Consider the following 20,587-nt stretch of genomic DNA (forward strand, 5'->3'; position numbering starts at 1 on the left):
TCTTTCGTGGGCTGCGTGGATTAGAACGTACGAACCTTGGGAGGCACGGATGGCACGGTCAGCGGCTTGAGCTGGACCGGCTTGTAATCCAGGCTGTTGGAATCGCTGTACCACAGGGTGTGCTTGAGCCAGTCGATGTCATTGCGGCCCAGTGGATACTTTGGATCATCGGCAGGGTGCTCGTAGTCGTCCACAGTATGGGCGCCACGGCACTCGGTACGGGCAGCGGCAGAAACCATGGTGGCCTGCGCCACTTCGATCAGGTTGGCCACTTCCAGTGCTTCCATGCGGGCCGTGTTCCAGACCTTGGACTTGTCCTTGAGGGTCACGCCGCCCACGCGAGCGCGGATGTCGGCAATCTTCTTGACGCCTTCGTCCATGCTCTTTTGCGTGCGGAACACACCTGCGTGCTGCTGCATGCAATTGCGGATGTCGTTGGCCACATCCTGCGCATACTCACCGCTGCTCGACTCGTCGAGCTTGTTGAGGCGAGAGAGCGAGAAGTCGGAAGCGTTTTCAGGCATGTCCTTGAATTCGCCATAGCTATTGACGTAGTTGACGATGTGCTTGCCGGCCGACTTGCCGAACACCAGCAGATCCAGCAGCGAGTTGGTGCCCAGGCGATTGGCGCCGTGCACCGACACGCAGGAGCATTCGCCAACAGCGTACAGTCCGTTGACCACATTGTTCTTCTCGCCATCCCACACCACGACCTGGCCATTGATGTTGGTGGGAATGCCGCCCATCTGGTAGTGGATGGTCGGCACCACAGGGATTGGCTCCTTGGTGATGTCCACGTTGGCAAAGTTGTGGCCGATTTCTTCCACCGACGGCAGGCGCTTGTGGATGGTCTCGGCGCCCAGGTGGGTCATGTCCAGCAGGATGTAGTCCTTGTTGGGTCCGCAGCCTCGGCCTTCCTTGATTTCCTGGTCCATCGAGCGCGAAACGAAGTCGCGGGGGGCCAGATCCTTGAGCGTAGGTGCATAGCGTTCCATGAAGCGCTCGCCTTCGCTGTTGCGCAGAATGGCGCCTTCACCGCGGCAGCCTTCGGTCAGCAGCACGCCCGCGCCGGCCACGCCGGTGGGGTGGAACTGCCAGAACTCCATGTCTTGCAGCGGAATGCCAGCGCGTGCCGCCATGCCCAGGCCGTCGCCTGTGTTGATGAACGCATTGGTCGATGCCTGGAAGATGCGGCCGGCACCGCCTGTGGCCAGCAGCACGGCCTTGGCGTGCAGTTCGTACAGATCGCCGGTTTCCAACTCCAGCGCTGTCACACCGATGACATCGCCCGATTCGTCACGAATCAGATCCAGCGCCATCCACTCCACGAAGAAGTTGGTCTTGGACTTGACGTTCTGCTGGTAGAGCGTGTGCAGCATGGCGTGACCGGTGCGGTCGGCTGCAGCGCAGGCGCGTTGCACTGGCTTTTCGCCGTGGTTGGCTGTGTGGCCGCCAAATGGACGTTGGTAGATCGTGCCATCGGGGTTGCGGTCAAAAGGCATGCCGAAGTGTTCAAGTTCGTACACCACCTTTGGTGCCTCACGGCACATGAACTCGATGGCATCCTGGTCGCCCAGCCAGTCGGAGCCCTTGATGGTGTCGTAGAAGTGCCATTCCCAGTTGTCCGGCGACATGTTGCCCAGCGAGGCAGACACGCCGCCTTGCGCTGCAACGGTGTGCGAGCGGGTGGGGAACACCTTGGAGAGTGCAGCAACGGACAGGCCGGCCTTGGACAGTTCCAGGGCAGCGCGCAAGCCAGACCCGCCTGCGCCAACGATGACCACGTCAAACTTGCGTTTGGTGATGTTCTCTTTTGTATAGCTCATTGTTTTCTTTCAATCGCAGGGATCACAGACGCCACAGAACCTGGAGACCCCAGCCGAGGCAGCCAACCAACCACACCAGCACAAACACCTGCAGCACAATGCGCAGGCCCGCAGGCTGGACGTAGTCCATGAAGATTTCACGCATACCCACCCAGGCGTGGTAGGCGAGGGCGACCAGGGTGCCAACGGTGATGAACTTCATCCACTGATGGGCAAAGATGCCAGCCCATTGCTCGTAGCCGATGGGGCCTTTGATCAGCAGTACCTGTACCAGCAGGGCAACGGTGAACAGCGCCATCAGGAGGCCGGTCACGCGCTGGGCCAGCCAGTCGCGCAAGCCGTAGTGGGCACCTGTCACGACACGCTTGGAGCCGTAATTGACGGACATGGGGAGTTCCTTTCTATTCTTGGGTAATGCAGTCGCAGGCAATCAATACAGGCCAAACAGCTTGGCGCCCAGAACCACGGTGAGGATCAGGCTGATCGCAAAGCAGGTGAGGGCGGAAGAGCGTCCAAATTCCTTGGTGACCGACTTGTGCGAAACATCCATCCAGATGTGACGCAGACCGGCGCAGAAGTGGTGAAGGTAGGCCCAGATCAGAGCCAGCACCACCAGCTTGATGAACCAGCCAGCAAAAATGCCGGCGCCCGTGTTGAAGGCGGCGGCAAATCGGGCGTAGGAGTATTCCGAGGAAATGGAGGTGTCGAGCAGCCAGATTACGAATGGCAGCAGCAGGAACATGATCAGACCGCTGGCGCGGTGCAGGATCGACAGCTTGGCGGCCGCAGGCAGGCGGTAGGTCGTGAGGTCCGATAGAGGATTGATATTTCGGAACTCTGGCCGCTGTTTCGTGGTATCTGTCATAGTGAATGTATCTTTCGTGGATGTAACTGCTATGTAATCGGGTTGCTCAAACCGGGAAAATTCTATTGCAATGCAGCGCGAAGGTCTAAGGGTTTCTCATTAAACCCCGTGGTGATCGCTGTAGCTTGACCGGCGCACTAGCTCAGAGTATTGCTGTAGTGGTGGGTGTCCGTGCGATAAAGGCCTCGTCGTAATTCCATGGGAACATCGTTATAGGTGTAGGCCACACGCTCAACACTGAGGAGCGGCGTGGCCTGGTCTATGTGCAGGAGCTGGGCTTGTGCCTCATCCGGCAGCACGGCGCGCAGTTTTTCTTCAGCGCGGACCATGCGCACGCCGTATTCCACCTCAAACATGGCATAGGTGGCGCCAGGATAGTCGCGCATCTGCTCTGCCGACAGGCCTTTGAAGCTGCTGCTGGGCAGCCAGAGGTCTTCCAAAATGGTGGGGGTGGATGCCAGGATCAGCACGCGCCGCACGTGGATCAGACACTCTCCCGTAGGAACCTGCAGCAGCTTGCAGATGTCGCTCAGGCCCTTGATGGTTCGGCACGAGATGATGTTGCGCTGTGTCGGGCCTTCCTCGTTGCGGTCGCCGGTATCGGGCAACAGACGCAGAAAGCGGTATTGCACATTGCGCTCTGCATGGGTGGCCACAAAGGTGCCTTTGCCCTGGCGCCGCAGCAGCAGGTTGTCGGCGGCCAGCTCGTCGATGGCCTTGCGCACGGTTCCCTGGCTGACGCGGTACCGGGCAGCGAGCTCCATTTCGCTGGGGATCATTTCGCCTGGCTTCCAGGCACCGGCCTGCAGGCTTTGCAGGATCAGGCTCTTGATCTGCTGGTAGAGTGGGCTGAAAGCCGGAGCGCCGCCGCCCACGCTGTCGCCCGCAGCCGTGCTGCTGGTGTCGTTTGCGTTGGGGGTGAAGGATGTCATGCGCTTGTCTCTTGAGAGGCTTAACCTCTCGTGCGCCGCGGGTGGGGCGGCGTCAGTCAGTTCTTCGGATCTCGGATGCATATATTGTAGCAACCGAAGCTGCAATCATATCTTATATAAGACATAAGACAAATTGACTGAGTGATCCGTTCAAGAGTACACTTGCACGTTGTTTACAGGCCTGTAACTGGGATGCTGCCAGCCGTAAAGCGACATGTTTTACCGGTAATGGCCTGGATGGACACCTCTCATCTATTTTCTGGAGTTTTCCCATGAGCAAGAAGCCCGTACGTGTCGCTGTTACCGGCGCCGCTGGTCAAATCGGTTACGCCCTGCTGTTCCGCATCGCTTCCGGCGAAATGCTGGGCAAGGACCAGCCTGTCATCCTGCAATTGCTGGAAATCCCGGACGAAAAGGCCCAGAACGCGCTCAAGGGCGTGATCATGGAGCTGGAAGACTGTGCATTCCCGCTGCTGGCTGGTATCGAAGCCCACAGCGATCCCATGCAGGCTTTCAAGGATACCGACTACGCGCTGCTCGTGGGCGCACGCCCTCGCGGCCCAGGCATGGAGCGTGCCGACCTGCTGGCTGCCAACGCACAGATCTTCACGGCCCAGGGCAAGGCATTGAACGCTGTTGCTTCGCGCAACGTGAAGGTGCTCGTCGTGGGCAACCCTGCCAACACCAACGCCTACATTGCCATGAAGTCGGCGCCTGACCTGCCAGCAAAGAACTTCACCGCCATGCTGCGTCTGGACCACAACCGTGCTGCATCGCAACTGGCGGCCAAGGGTGGTTTCAAGGTGGGCGATATCCGCAAGCTGACCGTCTGGGGCAACCACTCGCCCACAATGTACGCCGACTACCGCTTCGCCACCGTCGACGGCAAATCGGTGAAGGAAGCCATCAACGACCAAGAGTGGAACAAGGACGTGTTCCTGCCTACCGTAGGCAAGCGTGGTGCCGCCATCATCGCTGCTCGTGGCCTGTCGTCGGCAGCCTCTGCCGCCAATGCCGCTATCGATCACATGCGCGACTGGGCTCTGGGCTCCAAGGGCGAGTGGGTCACCATGGGTGTGCCTTCCAACGGTGAATATGGCATCCCTGCCGGCATCGTTTTCGGCTTCCCTGTGACCACCGAAAACGGTGAGTACAAGATCGTGACCGGCCTGGAAATCGATGCCTTCTCGCAAGAATGCATCAACAAGACCCTGGCCGAGCTGCAAGGCGAGCAGGACGGCGTCAAGCACCTGCTGTAATCCGGTGAGGCAATAGACATGGTTCAGTGGAATGCCCAACTCTACAGCCGCTTTGAGGACGAGCGTACGCGCCCGGCCGCCGAGCTGCTGGCGCGCGTGCCCCTGGCTGATGATGCGGCGTATGTCGTAGACATTGGCTGCGGCCCGGGCAATTCCACCGAACTTTTGGCCCGGCGCTTTGTGCATGCACAGGTGCTGGGTGTCGATAATTCGCAGGAGATGCTTACGGCTGCGCGTGCGCGCCTTGCGAATGCCCGTTTCGATCTGGCAGATATCGCCAGTTGGCAGCCTCAAACGATCAATGGCCGTTTGCCCGACCTGATCTTTGCCAATGCAGCACTGCAATGGGTGCCGGATCATGGACAGCTTTTCCCGCGCCTGCTCAATATGCTTGCGCCTGGCGGCGTGCTGGCCATCCAGATGCCGGACAACCGCGAAGAGCCTACGCACCGCCTGATGCGTGCGGTGGCTGCTGAGCAACCATGGGCAGACAGCATCGGTGATCCGCATGCGGTTCGCACCGATCTGCTCGGATTGAATGACTACTACGATTTGTTGGCCCGTGACGCACAGGTGGATGTGTGGCGCACGGCGTACCAGCACCCAATGGACAGTGCCGAGGCCATTGTCCAATGGGTCCGTGGCACCGGACTGCGTCCGTTCCTGGAGCCTTTGAATCCCGAGCTGCAAGCCAGCTTTCTGAGTGAATACACCAGCCGTATCGACGCGGCCTACGACAAGCGCAGCGATGGCAAGCGCCTGCTGGCTTTCCCTCGCTTGTTTTTGGTGGCTCGCCGCCCCAACTAATGTCTGACATGAGCGTTTCTGCCATCCATCCCGCACAGGTTCTGCTTGGCGCCCAGGGCGGGGCCCTGAGCCTGCCGGTATGCGACCACTACAGTGGCGTGGAAGAACGCATGCGCAAGAGCCTGGCCTTGCAGGCAGAGATGATGGCCGAGTTTGGCCGCTGCGTGTTCGATGTGACGCTGGACTGCGAAGATGGTGCTGCTGTCGGGCAGGAGGCAGCGCATGCCCGGCTGGTGGTATCCCTGGTCAACGGTGCAGTACCGGGTGCACGGGTGGCAGCGCGCGTGCATGCGGTGGATCATCCGTCATTCGCGGATGACATCGCCATGATCGCAGGCGAAGCGGGGCACAGGCTCTGCCACATCATGCTGCCCAAGGTGGAATCCGTGGACGACGTGGTGCAGGCAGAAAAGCTGCTCCAGCGTGCAACCGGTGCGGATGTGCCGCTGCATGTTCTGATCGAATCGCCGCAGGCCGTGCACCGCGCTTTTGAGATTGCGGCGCACCCGCGCGTGCAAAGCATCAGCTTTGGGTTGATGGATTTCGTCTCGGCCCACGGTGGCGCGATTCCTTCCAGCGCCATGGGCGTGCAAGGGCAGTTTGCGCATCCGTTGGTCGTGCGGGCCAAGCTTGAAATTGCCGCTGCCTGTCATGCCTATGGCAAGGTGCCGTCGCATTGTGTGGTAACAGAGTTTAAAAATCCTGACGCGATGCAGCAGGCTGCGCATCGAGCGGCCAGTGAGTTTGGCTATACCCGCATGTGGAGCATTCACCCGGCGCAGATCCGCCCCATCCTGCAGGCATTTGCCCCGGCTGAGGCGGAAGTGACACTGGCAGCGCGCATTGTGCGGGCTGCGGCAGATGCGCAATGGGCCCCGATCAGTGTGGATGGCGTGTTGCACGACCGCGCCAGTTATCGTTACTTTTGGCAAGTTTTGGAGCGTGCTGCGCAAACGGGTTGCCCGTTGCCGGGTACAGTGCGGGAGTGGCTGTAGCCAAGTTCGGCCGGCCTATTCTCAATCTGTTTCTTGCGTTGTATTGCGGGAGTTGTAGTTATGAAAAATCGCGTGATTTCGTTGTTGGTGCTGGCCCCTGCGCTGGCCTTGGTTCAAGTGGGCGCGCACGCCGCTGAAAAGAAGCCTGCCAAACCTGCAGCCACCACTGCCAAGAAGGCCGCAGCCCCTGCCAAGAAGACAACTGCCAAAAAATCCACCGCCAAGAAGGGCGCTGCCGTGGCCGCTGGCGCAGGTGCCGTGGCGGTTGGCTCTGCCGCCGCCATCCCCACACAGCAGACGCTCACGCCTGCCGAGCTGGCCATTGCCGAGCAGGTCTACCAGGGCCGCATCAGCTGCGAGTTGGGCGCGTCGGTCAGCATTGCCAAGGACTCGGTCAACCCAGGCTACTTCTTTGTGGAAGGCAAGGGCTTCAAGTACCACATGTCGCCCGTTTCCACCTCCACCGGCACGGTGCGCCTGGAAGATGCCAAGGCGGGCGCCATGTGGTTGCAAGTGGCCAACAAATCCATGCTCATCAACCGCAAGCTCGGCCAGCGCATGGCTGATGAGTGCATGAGCCCAGAACAGAACCAAGTGGCCGAAGCCATCAAGAAAAACCCCCCCGCCGCCTTGTTTGAAGGCAACGGCCGCTGATCCTTGTCAGCGGCGCGGATGCAGCAGGCACGGCGCGCGCCCCACCATTGAAACAGAGAACCGGAGTAAGTATGTTGAAAGCCTACCGCGACCATGTGGCTGAACGCGCCGCACTGGGCATTCCCCCGCTGCCATTGGATGCCAAGCAGGTTGCCGAGCTGATCGAGCTGATCAAGAACCCTCCCGCCGGTGAAGACGCTTTCCTGCTGGATTTGCTCACCCACCGTGTGCCGCCAGGCGTGGACGATGCTGCCAAGGTCAAGGCGTCTTTCCTGGCTGCCGTTGCGCATGGCGACATCAAGGTCGCTCTGATCTCCAAGGCCAAGGCGACCGAGCTGCTGGGAACCATGGTGGGCGGCTACAACGTGCAGCCGCTGATCGAATTGCTGGACGACGCTGAAGTTGCCGCCGTGGCTGCCGATGCGCTCAAGAAGACCTTGTTGATGTTTGATTACTTCAACGACGTCGCCACCAAGGCCAAGGCTGGCAATGCCAAGGCCAAGGAAGTGATGCAGAGCTGGGCCGATGCCGAATGGTTCACCTCGCGCCCCAAGGTCGAAGAAAAGATCACGGTCACCGTGTTCAAGGTGCCTGGCGAAACCAACACCGACGATTTGTCGCCTGCACCCGATGCCTGGAGCCGTCCCGACATTCCGCTGCACTACCTGGCGATGCTGAAGAACACCCGTCCCGATGCGGCCTTCAAGCCCGAGGAAGATGGCAAGCGCGGCCCGATGCAGTTCATTGACGACCTGAAGAAGAAGGGCCACCTCGTCGCCTATGTGGGCGATGTGGTTGGCACCGGCTCTTCGCGCAAGTCGGCCACCAACTCCATCATCTGGGCAACTGGCATGGACATCCCCTTTGTGCCCAACAAGCGCTTTGGTGGTGTGACGCTGGGCGGCAAGATTGCCCCGATCTTCTTCAACACGCAGGAAGACTCGGGCTCGCTGCCGATTGAAGTCGATGTCTCGAAGATGGAAATGGGTGATGTGCTCGACATCTTCCCGTACGAAGGCAAGGTCGAAAAGAATGGCGCAAAAATCGCTGACTTCGCCCTCAAGAGCGACGTGTTGCTCGACGAAGTGCAAGCCGGTGGCCGTATCAACCTGATCATCGGCCGCTCGCTGACGGCCAAGGCCCGCGAAACCCTGGGCCTGCCTGCCTCTACCGCCTTCCGCCTGCCGCAAGCCCCTGCTGCATCCAATGCAGGCTTCACGCTGGCGCAGAAGATGGTGGGCCGTGCCTGCGGTCTGCCAGAAGGCCAGGGCATTCGCCCCGGTACCTACTGCGAGCCTCGCATGACCACCGTGGGTTCGCAAGACACCACCGGCCCGATGACCCGCGATGAGCTCAAGGACCTGGCTTGCCTGGGCTTCTCGGCTGACATGGTGATGCAGTCCTTCTGCCACACGGCGGCCTATCCCAAGCCCGTGGACGTGAAAACCCACCGCGAGCTGCCTGCCTTCATCTCCAACCGTGGCGGCGTGGCCCTGCGCCCTGGCGACGGCGTGATCCACAGCTGGCTCAACCGCCTGCTGCTGCCCGATACCGTGGGTACCGGCGGCGACTCGCACACGCGCTTCCCCATTGGCATCTCGTTCCCCGCAGGCTCGGGCCTGGTGGCCTTCGGTGCCGCCACCGGCGTGATGCCTCTGGACATGCCTGAATCCGTGCTGGTGCGCTTCAAGGGCGAAATGCAGCCCGGCGTGACGCTGCGCGATCTGGTGCATGCGATTCCTCTGTACGCCATCAAGGCTGGTTTACTGACCGTGGCCAAGGCAGGCAAGAAGAACATCTTCTCGGGTAAGGTTCTCGAAATCGAAGGTCTGCCCAACCTGAAGGTGGAGCAGGCATTCGAGCTGTCCGACGCTTCGGCAGAGCGCTCGGCCGCTGGCTGCACGATCAAGCTCAACCCCGAGCCGATCAAGGAGTACCTGACCTCGAACATCGTTCTGATGAAGAACATGATCGCCGATGGCTACGCCGACGCCAAGACGCTGCAGCGCCGCATCGAGAAGGTGGAAGCCTGGCTTGCCAAGCCTGACCTGCTCGAAGCCGACAAGGACGCCGAGTACGCCGCCGTGATTGAGATCGATCTGGCCGATATCAAGGAGCCTATCGTCTGCTGCCCCAACGACCCGGACGACGCCAAGTTCCTGTCCGAAGTGGCGGGCACCAAGATCGATGAAGCCTTCATCGGTTCGTGCATGACCAACATCGGCCACTTCCGCGCTGCGGCCAAGCTGCTGGGCGGCCAGCGTGACATCCCCGTCAAGCTGTGGGTGGCGCCGCCAACCAAGATGGACCAGAGCGAGCTGATCAAGGAAGGCCATTACGCCGCCTTTGGTACCGCTGGTGCACGTACCGAAATGCCCGGCTGCTCGCTGTGCATGGGCAACCAGGCCCAGGTGCGTGAAGGTGCGACGGTGATCTCCACCTCTACCCGCAACTTCCCCAACCGTCTGGGCAAGAACACCAATGTGTTCCTGGGCTCGGCCGAGCTGGCTGCGATTGCATCGCGCATTGGCAAGCTGCCTACCAAGGAAGAGTACCTGCAGGAAATGGGCGTGATCGATGCCGACAAGGCTTCGGTGTACCGCTACATGAACTTCAACGAAATCTCCGAGTACGCAGAAGTCGCAGAGAAGGTCTGATGCCCTGCGGCCCAAGGGCTGCTGCAGCACTGAGCTGCAATAATTGCCAGGGCTCATAGAAAACCCCGCCAGATGATGTCTGGCGGGGTTTTTCATTGCGAGGGCAGGAGCTCTGTATTGGGCCTGCGCAGCTTGCGCAATCAGGAGTCGTGCGCTCCATCCGCAGCCGGCATGGCGGCCCACGTAGGTTCTCGGTGTGAGTTATTTTTGGAAAGTAAGAATAGTTTCTGTACGCATCCTCTTTGAGAGGGAGCCTGCTGCAGTAATTGGCAAGTACCGACTTGTTGCAGGTAACGCCCTTTCTCTCTCACTTACCAACTCAAAGCCTGCCAATTGGCCTGCGCGAGCTACTCCTGCAAACGCAAGTTGGTGAGCCTGAGTAGCCACTTCCTCAAGGGCTCTAGCGCCTTAAAGTACAAAAGACTCAATGAGAAGGATTCAACACTCGCTGAGAAGCAACGGCCGAGCTCTCGTAGGTGAATTGTCCCGGGCTCCGAGGGGGCTGTTTGGTTTAGGTCAGGCCACTAGCACGGTGGCCTGGCTAGCGAGTTACGTACCTGGCAAAGAGGCCGAGCTCGCTCAGATAGCAGCTTGCGACCCAGAGCAGACCTAACGCCCAGCAGAAAGCGGTCTATCTCCTTGCACAGAAAAGCGTGCTGCTCCTTGCTAAAGGACTGTTTGGCTGATCAAGTACACCACACAAGCAAACTGCTGAGACTTTGCTCTTAGCGCTCCCGAAGTATTCCCCTAGTTCTTGCCCAATCAACTACCTTTTGGGAGCTAGCGACCTTGTACTTGAAGTCGCCAGCTTTACTTTGCCACCTTAGGGTCTTTCCATTCACCTCAAATGTAAGTTGGTGCCGCCGGGGACCTAGGAACAGACCTCCCCCTAACACCAGAAGGAGAGCCAAAGCGCCAACTGGAACCCTTGTTCCTGGGGCGACCTCCGAGGTAAGAATAAAAAGAACTAGCGTCACAAAGATAGCACCAATGAGCATCGGCCAAATGGCGAGCCTTTTTTTGTAGCGCACTGAAGTGAGCGACGAAGTAGGAAATTGCAGTAGCTCATAGGGAGTCATTGCCAATTCCTTTCGTTTCACGAACAGAATTCTTTCGCTCGACACGCTAGCGACCTGGTTCACATTCTTGGAGTATTCATCAGGATAGACCAATGTTGCGACGTGCTCAGCCTCGTCGTTGATAGATGCGTTGTTAGCACTCATGTTCTGTAAATTTAACTTTGATTCAGGATTTCTGTCTGCTTATGGCCGATGGACTTCATCCTAACCTCGAATGCTCAAGCTTCGCACGCGACCAGGCCGGCCAGCTTCCCCTACGGGCCGAACGGCCAGAATGCACGCGTAGACAGTGTGAGGGTCGATTCTCAATTTGCATGCAGTGAGAAAATTTGCAAGATCAATGAGAACCTACAGCCCGCATGTTCGCCAAAGCCGTTTTGGTTGCGGCATCTGCGGGAAAGAAGGACTCAACCGCCAGCTCCTGCAAGGTGACATCCACTGGAGTGCCGAAGATGGTGATGGTGCTGATGAAGCTCAGCTTTCCCAAAGAGGTGTGCAGCTCGAAGGGGACGGCAATGTGGCTGCCAGGGGCAGTACCGTGCGAGGCGTCTTCGTCGCCCTGGCAGGGGTAGGTGGCGATCTCGTCATGCAGGGCCTGCAACTGGTGGTCGGCCGTTGCTGCAATCTGTTGCTGCAGGCGGTGTAGAAGGTGGGCGCGCCACTGCGCGGCATTGGCCAAGCGCGGGCCCAGCCCTTCGGGGTGGAGGCTCAGGCGCAGAACGTTCACCGGAGGCGCCAGCAGGTGCGGCGCAACGCCTTCGAGCAGCAGCGGCACGATGGCATTGGCGGCTACCAGATTCCAGTGCCGATCCACCGCGAGCGCGGGGTTGGGCTCATGGCCTTGGAGCACCAGTTCCACAGCCTGGCGCGCGGCTGCCAGATCGGGGTGGTTTAAGGGGCGAGCCTGGTACATGGGGGCAAAGCCTGCAGCCACCAGCAGCGCATTGCGCTCACGCAGCGGCACCGACAGGCGTTCGGCCAGGCGCAGCACCATCTCGCGGCTGGGCTGTGCGCGCCCGGTTTCCACATAGCTCAGGTGCCGGGTCGAAATATCGGCTTCGAGCGCCAGGCCTTGCTGGCTCAACCGGCGGTGCTGGCGCCAGTGGCGCAGGTGCTCGCCAAATGGGGCACGGGCACCTGGTGGCGCAGCGGGTGCACGAGATGCATGAGAGGAGGGCGCGGTACTGGTGTTCATGTCTGCATCGTAGTGGCAACCGCGAAGAGCGCGCCATGACCTGCGAGGTTATCGACGCAGTGCGTGTGGATGGGAATCATGGAGCCCAGCAGCCGGTACAGGACTGGCCGCAGACCTTCTTCATTCAACAGGAGTCTTTCATGTCCGTCTTTGCTTCTTCCCGGTTCTTGCCCCGTGTGATGTGGGCCGATGCAGCATCCTGTGCGGGTACAGGGATTGTCCAACTGGCTTTTACGCAACCGTTGGCCGGTGTGACGGGCCTGCCGTCATCCTTGCTGGCCGGGACAGGCCTCTTTTTGCTGGCCTATGCCTTGGCCGCGGGTTGGATGGCACGCCGCCAGCCTGCGCCGCGCACACTGATCGGCCTGGTTGCCCTGAGCAACCTGGGCTGGGCACTGGCTTGCGCGGTGCTGGTCTGGGGATCCAGCCTGGTATTGAGCGGCTGGGGTGTTGCGTGGGTGGCGGTGCAAGCGGTTGTGGTGCTGGTTCTGGCCGATCTGCAGTGGATGGGCTTGCGCGCCACGCGGCAGGTAGCACTGCATGGGCAGCAGGCTGCCGCCTGAGCAGCACTGCAAGCCGCCGCGCACTCGTCTGGCAAACCATTGCAGGGCCGTGGAAGAAAGGGCCTACCAAGGAGGAAAGCGCGGCACCCTGCTGCGCTCACCGTCCAGCCATCAATGCATCAACGCACTAATGCAGCTTGACTTCAAAAAACGCTTCTTCTACCGCGATGTCACGAAAGCCTGCAAACCGGGCGCGTTCAAAGGCCTTGAGCCAGCTGCGAGCCAACTGCTCCTGGCCAGGGCTGATCTCATCAGCGCCTTCTGCAGCGCTGCTCCACGCTTCCCATGCCTCCACCAGCGCTTGTTCCGAAGGGAACTGGCGCTGCAGCTCTTTGACAAAACGCGCTTCCGCCTTGCTGCGCAGCGCCGGTTCAATGCCCTGGCAATCCTGCAGATGGGCTTCGATCAGGGTGACAGTTTCCATGGATGAATATCTGTATATAAAAACAGTGCTGAGTATCTTATGAAACTGTTTATTTGTACAGGTATTCACGCCATTTTTTGCTGCGCATTCGCTGGGGTAGGGCGTTTGCAAGGTATTCAGTCCGCCAGGCGATGATCACATCGCTCGTGCCTATGGCTGCGGTACAGCGCCTTTGCCAATGGCGCTGACGGCAGCGCGCAAGTTGTGCAGCAGGTCCTGCACCAGGGCGTTGTCTGGCTGGCTGCGCCAGATTGCCAGCAGCTCGGACAAGGGGTGCTGGCCCTGCAGCGGCCTGAATACGAGCCGTGGCATGCCTACGCGCTGCAAGGCGGCAGGGACGATGGCGGTTCCCTGATTGTGGGATACCAGCGAGAGTACGGACAGCCAGTGCCGCACTTCGTGGCGAATCTCCGGGGCAAAGCCATGGGCCATGCACATCTGGTAGATGCGCTGGTGGTAGACCGGCGAGACGGCGCTGGAAAAAAGAATCAGGCGCTCGTCCTTCAGGCGCGCCAGATCGATTTCCGGCGCTCCTGCCAATGCATGGCCCTCGGGCAGGCAGGCGACGAAGGCTTCCTCCATCAGCAACTGGTTGACAATGCCTTCGGGCAGCAGAATGCTGTGTACCAGCCCCAGATCAAGCCGGCCTTGCTGCAGGCCTTGCACCTGCTCGGCACTGTTGAGTTCGAGCATGTCCACGCGCACCTGCGGGTGCTGCGCCTGAAAGGCTGCAAGTGCCTGTGGCACGCCACGGTACAAGGCCGATCCGACAAAACCCAGCCGCAGGTGGCCGCGCACGCCGTGGCCCACATCACGCGTCTCCTGCACCGCTTGCTGGGACAGCGTGAGCAGTTGCCGGGCGCGGGGCAGCAGGTGCTCGCCCGCAGGCGTCAGGCGCACGCCTTTGCTGGTGCGCTCGAACAGCTGGGCGCCAATTTCCTCTTCCAGCTGCTTGATGGCCACCGACAGCGGCGGCTGCGATATGGACAGGCGCCTGGCCGCGCGGCTGAAATGCAGTTCTTCGGCCAGGGTGGCAAAGTAGTTGAGAAGGCGCAGTTCCATGCTGTCTCCTTGAATCTAGGCTCCTCCGTCCACGATTTGCTCCATGGCACGGGGAACATATTCATATTTAATATGTATTGATCAAGATTTTAATAATATTTGACGCGAATCGTTGTGGGTGCTGAAATTCACCGATCAAACACTGGCTGCACCGCGGGCTCCAAGGTGGAACTGTGGCGACAGACCAGCTTTTCAGGAGACGTGCATGTCCGCCCATGACAAGCCCCAGCATACTGCCGTTGCCAAGACGGTGCTGTCCAATGAACACCCGGTGCCCGACCGCCACGGCGCCAATTTCTACGAGACCGATCCCGAGCTGCAGGCATTGCTGAAGCTGTATCTGCCTGCCGATCTGCTCGCGCATCTGCAGCCGCATTTTGCGCGCATGGGAGAGCTGGCGGGAGGCCGGATCGACGAGCTGGCTGGCATTGCCGACAAAAACCCGCCCACACTCGAATACCGCACCCGCTCGGGCGAAGACAGGCAGCGCATCATCAAGCACCCGGCCTATGAAGAGCTGGAGCGCATTGCCTACGGCCAGTTCGGCCTGCAGGCCATCTCGCACCGCGACGACATGCTGGGCTGGAAGGGCAAGATGCCGCCCATCGTCAAGTATGCGCTGACGTATCTGTTCGTGCAGTCCGAGTTCGGGCTGTGCTGTCCGCTGTCGATGACCGACTCGCTCACCCGCACCCTCAAGAAGTTCGGTGACCAGGCGCTGGTGGACAAATACCTGCCCCAGCTTCTGTCGCTGGATTGGGACACGCAGGCCCAGGGCGCCATGTTCATGACCGAGCAGGCGGCGGGCTCCGATATCTCGAACACCCAGACCATTGCCAAGGCGGCTGCCGATGGCAGCTGGCGCCTGAGCGGCGACAAGTGGTTCTGCTCCAACCCCGATGCCGCATTTGCCATGGTGCTGGCGCATGTCGATGGCGCGCCTGCCGGCATGAAAGGCATTTCGCTCTTCTTGCTGCCACGCACGCTGGACGATGGCAGCACCAACCATTACCGCATCATCCGCCTCAAGGACAAGATGGGCACCAAATCCATGGCCAGTGGCGAGATCCGAATGGATGGCGCCGTGGCCTATCTGGTGGGCGAGCAGGGCCGGGGCTTTGTGCAGATGGCCGACATGGTGAACAACTCGCGCCTCTCGAACGGGGTGCGATCGGCAGGCATGATGCGCCGCGCCGTGGCCGAGGCCGAGTTTGTCGCGCGCGAACGCATCGCCTTCGGCAAGCGCCTGCAGGATATGCCGCTGATGCAGCGCCAGCTCGACAAGCTGCGCGTGCCCGCCGAGCAGGCCCGCACCATGGTATTCCAGACTGCGCGTACTCTGATGCGTTCGGACGCGGGCGAAGAAAACGCCTACGCGCTGCTGCGTATCCTCACGCCGATGATCAAGTTCCGCGCCTGCCGCGACGCGCGCAAGGTGACGGGTGACGCGATGGAAGTGCGCGGCGGCTGCGGCTACATCGAAGAGTGGAGCGACCCGCGTCTCGTGCGCGATTCGCACCTGGGCTCGATCTGGGAAGGCACCAGCAACATCGTTGCGCTCGACGTGATCCGCGCCATCAAGCGGGAAGGCTCGCTGCCGGTATTGCAGGCCTATCTGAAGGATTTGCTGGACCACAGCCAGGCCAGTGCAGGCTACCGCAAGGCGTTGGAGGACGCATTGAGCCGCGCAAGTACTCTGGCCGAGCGCGCTGCGCAGGAGGGTGGTGATGCGCTGGCCCGCCAGGCAGCCACAGGCCTGTACAACTGCACCACCGCCATTGCCATGGCGTGGGAGGCAGGCGAGACCGGATCGGCCGAGCGGCTGCGCCTGTCGCAACTGGTGCTGCTGCACCGCGTGCTGCCCCGCGATCCGCTGGAGAGCGGCGCCGTGCCTGCCGACTGGCTGTGAGCCCATGATTGGCTGGCAGCAGTATTTTCAAGAAAAGAGCTGCTGGTGCCTATGAAATATGCGCCATAAGCTATTTTTTTTATAGTGAAGTGGCCTGTTGCGCGATGCACAACCGTGCTGCAGGCAGCACAACAACAAGATACAAGGAGACAGATGATGAAAAAACGCAGCATGTTGCTGGCCCTCGTGGCCGCAGGTGTGGCCCAGTGGCTGGGCGCTTCGGCCGCCAGCGCCGCAGAGAAGTTTCCCGATCGCCCGATCATGTTCACCGTGCCCTTCCCGCCCGGCGGGCCCACGGATGCCATGGCGCGCATTCTGGCCACCGCAATGACCCAGGAGCTCGGCCAAAGCGTGATCGTGGATAACAAGGCGGGCGCCGGCGGCAACATTGGCGCCGAATACGTGGCGCGTGCCAAGCCTGACGGCTACACCATCATGTTTGGCACCTCCGGCCCACTGGCCATCAACCAGAGCCTGTACAAGGCCATCAAGTACGATCCGCGCACCAGTTTTGCGCCCATCATCTATGTGGGCTACCTGCCCAACATCCTGGTGGTCAAGCCCGATCTGCCCGTCAAAAACGTGCAGGAGCTGATTGCCCTGGACAAGGCTCAGCCCGGCAAGCTCAACTTCGCCTCGTCGGGCAACGGGGCTTCGTCGCACCTGGCAGGTGTCATGTTCAATGGCATTGCCGGTACCCATCTGCAGCACATTCCCTACAAGGGCACGGGCCCTGCGCTCAATGACCTGCTGGCCGGTCAGGTGGACATGACCTTCACCGACATCCTCACCGCCATGCCGTACATCAAGACCGGCAAGGTGAAGGCGCTGGGCGTGGCCACTGCCAAAAAATCCAGCGCCATGCCGGAGATTCCGACTGTGGCCGAGCAGGGCCTCAAGGGCTATGACGTGAGCGTGTTTTTTGGGGTGGTAGCGCCCAAGGGCACGCCGCAGGATCGCATTCAGATATTGAACCAGGCGTTTTCCAAGGCGCTGGATTCCGATGCGGTGAAGAAGGCGTTTGCCGCCCAGGGGCTGGAGGCATCGCCTGACCGCTCGCCGGCCTACCTGGCGAGCTTCATCAAGACCGAAGTGGACAAGTGGAAAACCGTTGTGCAGCAGTCGGGTGTGACGCTGGATTGAACGCACAATCAGAGCCCAACCATCAGCATTCGAGCATGAGCAATATTCCGCAATCCATTCCCAATACCGGCGCGCTCAAGGGCGTGCGCGTGCTGGATCTCTCGCGCATCCTGGGCGGCCCGCTGTGCGGCCAGATCCTGGGCGACCATGGCGCCGATGTGCTCAAGGTCGAGCCGCCACAGGGCGACGACACCCGCACCTGGGGCCCTCCGTTCCGCGACGGCGTGGCCTCGTACTACTTTGGCCTCAACCGCAACAAGCGCATCCAGTTCATGGACCTGGCAAGTCCCGAGGGGCAGCAGGAGATCAAGGAACTGATGGCGCAGGCCGATGTGGTGGTGGAGAACTTCAAGGTCGGCACGATGGAGAAATGGGGCATCGGCTACGAGCAGATGCAGCACGTGTTTCCGCACCTGGTGTGGTGCCGCGTCACCGGCTTTGGCGCCGACGGCCCGCTGGGCAGCCTGCCCGGCTACGACGCCGCCATCCAGGCCATGGCAGGCTTGATGAGCATCAATGGCGAAGCCGACCGCGACCCGCTGCGTGTGGGTCTACCGGTCGTCGACATGGTGACGGGCCTGAACGCCGTCATCGGCGTGCTGCTGGCGCTGCACGAGCGCGCAGCCAGCGGCCGGGGGCAGCTGGTGGATGCCTCGCTGTACGACGCCGGTATTTCGCTGCTGCACCCGCATGCAGCCAACTGGTTCATGAACGGCAAGATTCCCGGCCGCTCCGGCAATGCGCATCCCAACATCTATCCATACGATGTGGTGAGTACTGGCACTTCGCCCATCTTTTTGGCTGTAGGCAACGACCGTCAGTTCCGCCTGATGTGCAAGCACCTCGGCCAGGAAGGGCTGGCGGATGACCCCCGTTACGCCACGGCGGGCCAGCGCTCGGTGCACCGCGCCGAGCTCAAGCCGCTGCTGGAGACGGCTTTTGCCGCGCTGGACGGTGTCAAGCTCGCGGAGGATCTGATGGACATCGGCGTGCCCGCTGCCCCAGTGCTGAATGTGGAGCAGGCCCTGCAGGCGCCGCATACCCTGCACCGCGAACTGGTCGTCAAAATGGGTGAATACACCGGCCTGGGCGCGCCGGTCAAGCTCAGCCGCACACCTGCGTCCTACCGTTTTGCGCCGTTGACGGAGGGCAAGGCGTTTCTGGATGCCGCCAACGATGCCTAGGCGGTGATTACCACGCACCGCATGACGCAAAAGAGGCCGCAAGGCCTCTTTTTCATGATCGTTCCCTGGCAGGCTACGCCATTCAGGGTCACGCCACTCAGTTCAGCAGCCGGATGCCGGTGCGCTGAACAAACTCCTCATAGCTGATGGGTTTGCCGGCACGGGTGGATTTCTGGTTGGCCTGCAGGTGCACCCAGCGCTCGCCGGTGGCCGGGTCGTACACCATCTTGAACACGGCGTCAGGCACCCAGACCCCGCTGTTGCCAATCGTGCGGGGCTGGCGGCTGTTGAACACCGGGCCGGTGATCACGTACACATCGCCTCGGGCGCGGCGGATGTAGCGGCGGGTGTCCTGCTCGATCTGCGACCAGGGCTTGCCGTTCTGCGTCGGGTCCTGCGGCACCATATTGGCCAGCGAATAGCTCTGTGCCTTGCCAAAGGTAGTGCTCATGTCGCCCGCGGCTGCCATGTGGCCCCGGCTGAAACCCGAGCGGCGGTAGTCGGAGAGCAGGGCGCGTTCGGATTCGGGAAGGCGGGCTTCCTCATAGAACTTGTCGTTGCGCTTCAAGTCCTTGGCCTTGTTCAGCATTCGGGCGTTCAGGCGCTGGGCGGTGTAGAGCGGCGTCTTGGTCTGGCCCGAGTGCAGCACTGCAAACTCTTCAAAACACAGCGCACGCTGTTGGCCATAGCCCTGAATGACCGGGGGCTTGCCAGAGAAAAATTGCGGGCAATCATCAAAACCTGCTGCAAAAGCCGTAGCGGCACCGGAAAGCAGGGCGGGCGCAAGAAGAAAAGAGGGGCGGAAAAACATAAGCGCGCAAGTGTTGCACAACTTGGCGCGCTTGCGGCCAAAAAACCTCGCGCGCTGCGGGCATTGACGCGGCTATCCGCTCGCGGGCAGCTCCGCCAGAAAAGCCCAGAGCTGCTGCGCGTGCGCAGGCAATTGCTCGGGGTTGCGGCAGGCGAGCATCAGGTGGCGCGCGGCCCATTGGGCAGCCACAGGAAGAATGCGCAGTGGCGCGTGTGGCCAGCGCTCAACGCAACGCTGCGCTGCAGCCTGCGGCACCAGTGCTGCGCCCAGGCCCATGGCGGCCCAGTCGCACAGGGCGTCGAGATGCGGCGCCCTGGCGCGGTAGCGCAGGCCAACGCCTGCCTGCAGCGCCTGCGTGGCAATCAGCTGCTGCAAGGCATGCTGCGGCAGCAGGCCCAGCAGCGGCAGATCCTTGAGGTGGGGCAGCTGAATATCTGCTGGCAGGCCTTCCAGCAGTGGTGCAGGGCCCATCAGCACCAGCGGATCGGCGCGCCAGGTCTGTGTATGCAGCGCGCCGGAAGGTGCCGCGTTGGAGAGCACACCCAGGTCTGCTTCTCCGTCCAGCAGTGCGCGCGCAATGGCGTCGCTGGTGCATTCGCGCAGCTCCAGTCGCAGCAGTGGGTTGGCCTGCATGAAGGCGCCCAGCGGCGCAATCAGGTGTTCGCTGATGGCCGAGGTGTTGGCCAGCAGCTCGATGCGTGTACCCAGCCCCTGGCCAAAAGCCTGCATGTCGCCTGCCATCTGCTCCACCTGCAGCAGCATACGGCGCGCGTGGGGCAGCAGCACGGCCCCGGCATCGGTGGGCAATACGCCGCGCTTGCTGCGCGAAAGCAGGGCCGTGCCCAGCACGGCTTCCATGCCGCGGATGCGCTCGCTGGCCGAAGCCAGGGTGATGTGGCTGCGCTCAGCGCCTTGGGTGATGGTGCCTGATTCCACCGTGTGCACAAAAAGGCGCAGGTCCTGCAGGTCAAAGCGCATGGCGGCCAAGGCTTGAAAGGGAGGTCGGACGCATCCGCCAATGGTAGCGAGGTGTCGGCGGTTTAAATATGGATTTTCCATAGTGACTATCAAAAATATCCAGTTTGTATTCAGTAAATATTCGATTCAGAATTTTTTCTATGGAAAAAACTGAAACGAGTGGGCGCCTGCATGGCGTACTTCCGTGTTCTCTGGTCGCAGGTGCGGGCTGTGTTGTCAAGGCTGCTGGAAACGCACCGGCTTG

General features: G+C 61.0%; 18 protein-coding genes. 9 read left to right on the forward strand and 9 right to left on the reverse strand.

Annotation, left to right across the window (positions count from 1 at the left end; all coding sequences use genetic code 11):
- Positions 1-20: 20 nt before the first annotated feature.
- The 4 genes from sdhA to HNP33_RS08200 all read right to left on the reverse strand — a co-directional run bounded on the left by sdhA (position 21) and on the right by HNP33_RS08200 (position 3,623).
- Positions 21-1,826, reverse strand: a complete 1,806-nt coding sequence (sdhA, locus tag HNP33_RS08185) for a succinate dehydrogenase flavoprotein subunit (RefSeq protein ID WP_184707200.1) — start codon at positions 1,824-1,826, stop codon at positions 21-23.
- A gap of 22 nt (positions 1,827-1,848) precedes the next feature.
- Positions 1,849-2,214 carry a succinate dehydrogenase, hydrophobic membrane anchor protein gene (gene sdhD, locus HNP33_RS08190; protein ID WP_184707202.1) on the reverse strand — a complete coding sequence of 122 codons (366 nt, stop codon included), beginning with the start codon at positions 2,212-2,214 and terminating at the stop codon, positions 1,849-1,851.
- Between the two features lie 42 nt (positions 2,215-2,256).
- Positions 2,257-2,691, reverse strand: coding sequence for a succinate dehydrogenase, cytochrome b556 subunit (gene sdhC / locus HNP33_RS08195; protein WP_184707204.1), 435 nt, complete (start codon positions 2,689-2,691; stop codon positions 2,257-2,259).
- 137 nt (positions 2,692-2,828) lie between these two features.
- Positions 2,829-3,623 carry a GntR family transcriptional regulator gene (locus HNP33_RS08200; protein ID WP_184707206.1) on the reverse strand — a complete coding sequence of 265 codons (795 nt, stop codon included), beginning with the start codon at positions 3,621-3,623 and terminating at the stop codon, positions 2,829-2,831.
- Between the two features lie 272 nt (positions 3,624-3,895).
- Between HNP33_RS08200 and HNP33_RS08205 the strand changes: the two genes are divergently transcribed.
- The 5 genes from HNP33_RS08205 to acnB all read left to right on the forward strand — a co-directional run bounded on the left by HNP33_RS08205 (position 3,896) and on the right by acnB (position 9,995).
- On the forward strand, positions 3,896-4,882 hold the full coding sequence (locus HNP33_RS08205; protein ID WP_184707208.1) for a malate dehydrogenase: 987 nt from the start codon (positions 3,896-3,898) through the stop codon (positions 4,880-4,882).
- Positions 4,883-4,900: 18 nt separating this feature from the next.
- On the forward strand, positions 4,901-5,689 hold the full coding sequence (gene tam / locus HNP33_RS08210; RefSeq protein WP_184707210.1) for a trans-aconitate 2-methyltransferase: 789 nt from the start codon (positions 4,901-4,903) through the stop codon (positions 5,687-5,689).
- An 8-nt stretch (positions 5,690-5,697) separates the two neighbouring features.
- Complete coding sequence (locus tag HNP33_RS08215) at positions 5,698-6,684, forward strand: HpcH/HpaI aldolase/citrate lyase family protein (protein WP_184707212.1); 987 nt, start codon at positions 5,698-5,700, stop codon at positions 6,682-6,684.
- Positions 6,685-6,744: 60 nt separating this feature from the next.
- A complete protein-coding gene (locus HNP33_RS08220) occupies positions 6,745-7,338 on the forward strand; it encodes a hypothetical protein (RefSeq protein WP_184707213.1) in 594 nt (197 codons plus the stop codon).
- A 71-nt stretch (positions 7,339-7,409) separates the two neighbouring features.
- On the forward strand, positions 7,410-9,995 hold the full coding sequence (gene acnB / locus HNP33_RS08225; RefSeq protein ID WP_184707215.1) for a bifunctional aconitate hydratase 2/2-methylisocitrate dehydratase: 2,586 nt from the start codon (positions 7,410-7,412) through the stop codon (positions 9,993-9,995).
- 1,416 nt (positions 9,996-11,411) lie between these two features.
- Here acnB and HNP33_RS08235 read toward each other — a convergent pair.
- Positions 11,412-12,269, reverse strand: a complete 858-nt coding sequence (locus HNP33_RS08235; RefSeq protein ID WP_184707219.1) for a helix-turn-helix domain-containing protein — start codon at positions 12,267-12,269, stop codon at positions 11,412-11,414.
- 140 nt (positions 12,270-12,409) lie between these two features.
- On the opposite strand from HNP33_RS08235, the gene HNP33_RS08240 reads away from it, so the two are divergent.
- Positions 12,410-12,832: a hypothetical protein gene (locus HNP33_RS08240; protein ID WP_184707455.1), complete on the forward strand. Its 423-nt coding sequence runs from the start codon at positions 12,410-12,412 to the stop codon at positions 12,830-12,832.
- A gap of 127 nt (positions 12,833-12,959) precedes the next feature.
- On the opposite strand, the gene HNP33_RS08245 is transcribed toward HNP33_RS08240, so the two are convergent.
- Both HNP33_RS08245 and HNP33_RS08250 read right to left on the reverse strand, forming a co-directional pair.
- The gene (locus HNP33_RS08245) at positions 12,960-13,256 is read right to left on the reverse strand and encodes a hypothetical protein (protein ID WP_184707221.1); all 297 of its coding nucleotides are present in this window, start codon (positions 13,254-13,256) and stop codon (positions 12,960-12,962) included.
- Positions 13,257-13,406: 150 nt separating this feature from the next.
- Complete coding sequence (locus HNP33_RS08250) at positions 13,407-14,318, reverse strand: LysR family transcriptional regulator (RefSeq protein WP_184707223.1); 912 nt, start codon at positions 14,316-14,318, stop codon at positions 13,407-13,409.
- A 205-nt stretch (positions 14,319-14,523) separates the two neighbouring features.
- Between HNP33_RS08250 and HNP33_RS08255 the strand changes: the two genes are divergently transcribed.
- From HNP33_RS08255 to HNP33_RS08265, 3 genes are all read left to right on the forward strand, one after another.
- Positions 14,524-16,227 (forward strand): acyl-CoA dehydrogenase family protein, encoded by a 1,704-nt coding sequence (locus HNP33_RS08255; protein WP_184707225.1) that lies wholly within the window; start codon positions 14,524-14,526, stop codon positions 16,225-16,227.
- A gap of 153 nt (positions 16,228-16,380) precedes the next feature.
- Positions 16,381-17,370 carry a tripartite tricarboxylate transporter substrate binding protein gene (locus tag HNP33_RS08260; protein WP_184707227.1) on the forward strand — a complete coding sequence of 330 codons (990 nt, stop codon included), beginning with the start codon at positions 16,381-16,383 and terminating at the stop codon, positions 17,368-17,370.
- A 35-nt stretch (positions 17,371-17,405) separates the two neighbouring features.
- On the forward strand, positions 17,406-18,554 hold the full coding sequence (locus HNP33_RS08265) for a CaiB/BaiF CoA transferase family protein (protein ID WP_184707229.1): 1,149 nt from the start codon (positions 17,406-17,408) through the stop codon (positions 18,552-18,554).
- Between the two features lie 97 nt (positions 18,555-18,651).
- Here the strand turns inward: HNP33_RS08265 and HNP33_RS08270 are convergent, their stop codons facing one another.
- Positions 18,652-19,365, reverse strand: coding sequence for a DNA/RNA non-specific endonuclease (locus HNP33_RS08270; RefSeq protein ID WP_184707231.1), 714 nt, complete (start codon positions 19,363-19,365; stop codon positions 18,652-18,654).
- A 72-nt stretch (positions 19,366-19,437) separates the two neighbouring features.
- On the reverse strand, positions 19,438-20,343 hold the full coding sequence (locus HNP33_RS08275) for a LysR family transcriptional regulator (protein WP_184707233.1): 906 nt from the start codon (positions 20,341-20,343) through the stop codon (positions 19,438-19,440).
- Between the last annotated feature and the right edge of the window lie 244 nt (positions 20,344-20,587).

Source organism: Comamonas odontotermitis, assembly GCF_014207855.1.
Classification (GTDB): domain Bacteria; phylum Pseudomonadota; class Gammaproteobacteria; order Burkholderiales; family Burkholderiaceae_C; genus Comamonas; species Comamonas odontotermitis_A.

Excerpts from the sequence above, each read along its gene's own strand:
- sdhC (WP_184707204.1), bottom strand. The coding sequence starts at position 2,691 with ATGACAGATACCACGAAACAGCGGCCAGAGTTCCGAAATATCAATCCT.
- HNP33_RS08260 (WP_184707227.1), top strand. The coding sequence starts at position 16,381 with ATGATGAAAAAACGCAGCATGTTGCTGGCCCTCGTGGCCGCAGGTGTG.
- HNP33_RS08245 (WP_184707221.1), bottom strand. The coding sequence starts at position 13,256 with ATGGAAACTGTCACCCTGATCGAAGCCCATCTGCAGGATTGCCAGGGC.
- HNP33_RS08220 (WP_184707213.1), top strand. The coding sequence starts at position 6,745 with ATGAAAAATCGCGTGATTTCGTTGTTGGTGCTGGCCCCTGCGCTGGCC.
- HNP33_RS08275 (WP_184707233.1), bottom strand. The coding sequence starts at position 20,343 with ATGCGCTTTGACCTGCAGGACCTGCGCCTTTTTGTGCACACGGTGGAA.
- HNP33_RS08265 (WP_184707229.1), top strand. The coding sequence starts at position 17,406 with ATGAGCAATATTCCGCAATCCATTCCCAATACCGGCGCGCTCAAGGGC.
- HNP33_RS08235 (WP_184707219.1), bottom strand. The coding sequence starts at position 12,269 with ATGAACACCAGTACCGCGCCCTCCTCTCATGCATCTCGTGCACCCGCT.
- HNP33_RS08240 (WP_184707455.1), top strand. The coding sequence starts at position 12,410 with ATGTCCGTCTTTGCTTCTTCCCGGTTCTTGCCCCGTGTGATGTGGGCC.
- HNP33_RS08250 (WP_184707223.1), bottom strand. The coding sequence starts at position 14,318 with ATGGAACTGCGCCTTCTCAACTACTTTGCCACCCTGGCCGAAGAACTG.
- HNP33_RS08215 (WP_184707212.1), top strand. The coding sequence starts at position 5,698 with ATGAGCGTTTCTGCCATCCATCCCGCACAGGTTCTGCTTGGCGCCCAG.
- tam (WP_184707210.1), top strand. The coding sequence starts at position 4,901 with ATGGTTCAGTGGAATGCCCAACTCTACAGCCGCTTTGAGGACGAGCGT.
- sdhD (WP_184707202.1), bottom strand. The coding sequence starts at position 2,214 with ATGTCCGTCAATTACGGCTCCAAGCGTGTCGTGACAGGTGCCCACTAC.
- HNP33_RS08205 (WP_184707208.1), top strand. The coding sequence starts at position 3,896 with ATGAGCAAGAAGCCCGTACGTGTCGCTGTTACCGGCGCCGCTGGTCAA.
- HNP33_RS08200 (WP_184707206.1), bottom strand. The coding sequence starts at position 3,623 with ATGACATCCTTCACCCCCAACGCAAACGACACCAGCAGCACGGCTGCG.
- sdhA (WP_184707200.1), bottom strand. The coding sequence starts at position 1,826 with ATGAGCTATACAAAAGAGAACATCACCAAACGCAAGTTTGACGTGGTC.
- HNP33_RS08270 (WP_184707231.1), bottom strand. The coding sequence starts at position 19,365 with ATGTTTTTCCGCCCCTCTTTTCTTCTTGCGCCCGCCCTGCTTTCCGGT.
- HNP33_RS08255 (WP_184707225.1), top strand. The coding sequence starts at position 14,524 with ATGTCCGCCCATGACAAGCCCCAGCATACTGCCGTTGCCAAGACGGTG.
- acnB (WP_184707215.1), top strand. The coding sequence starts at position 7,410 with ATGTTGAAAGCCTACCGCGACCATGTGGCTGAACGCGCCGCACTGGGC.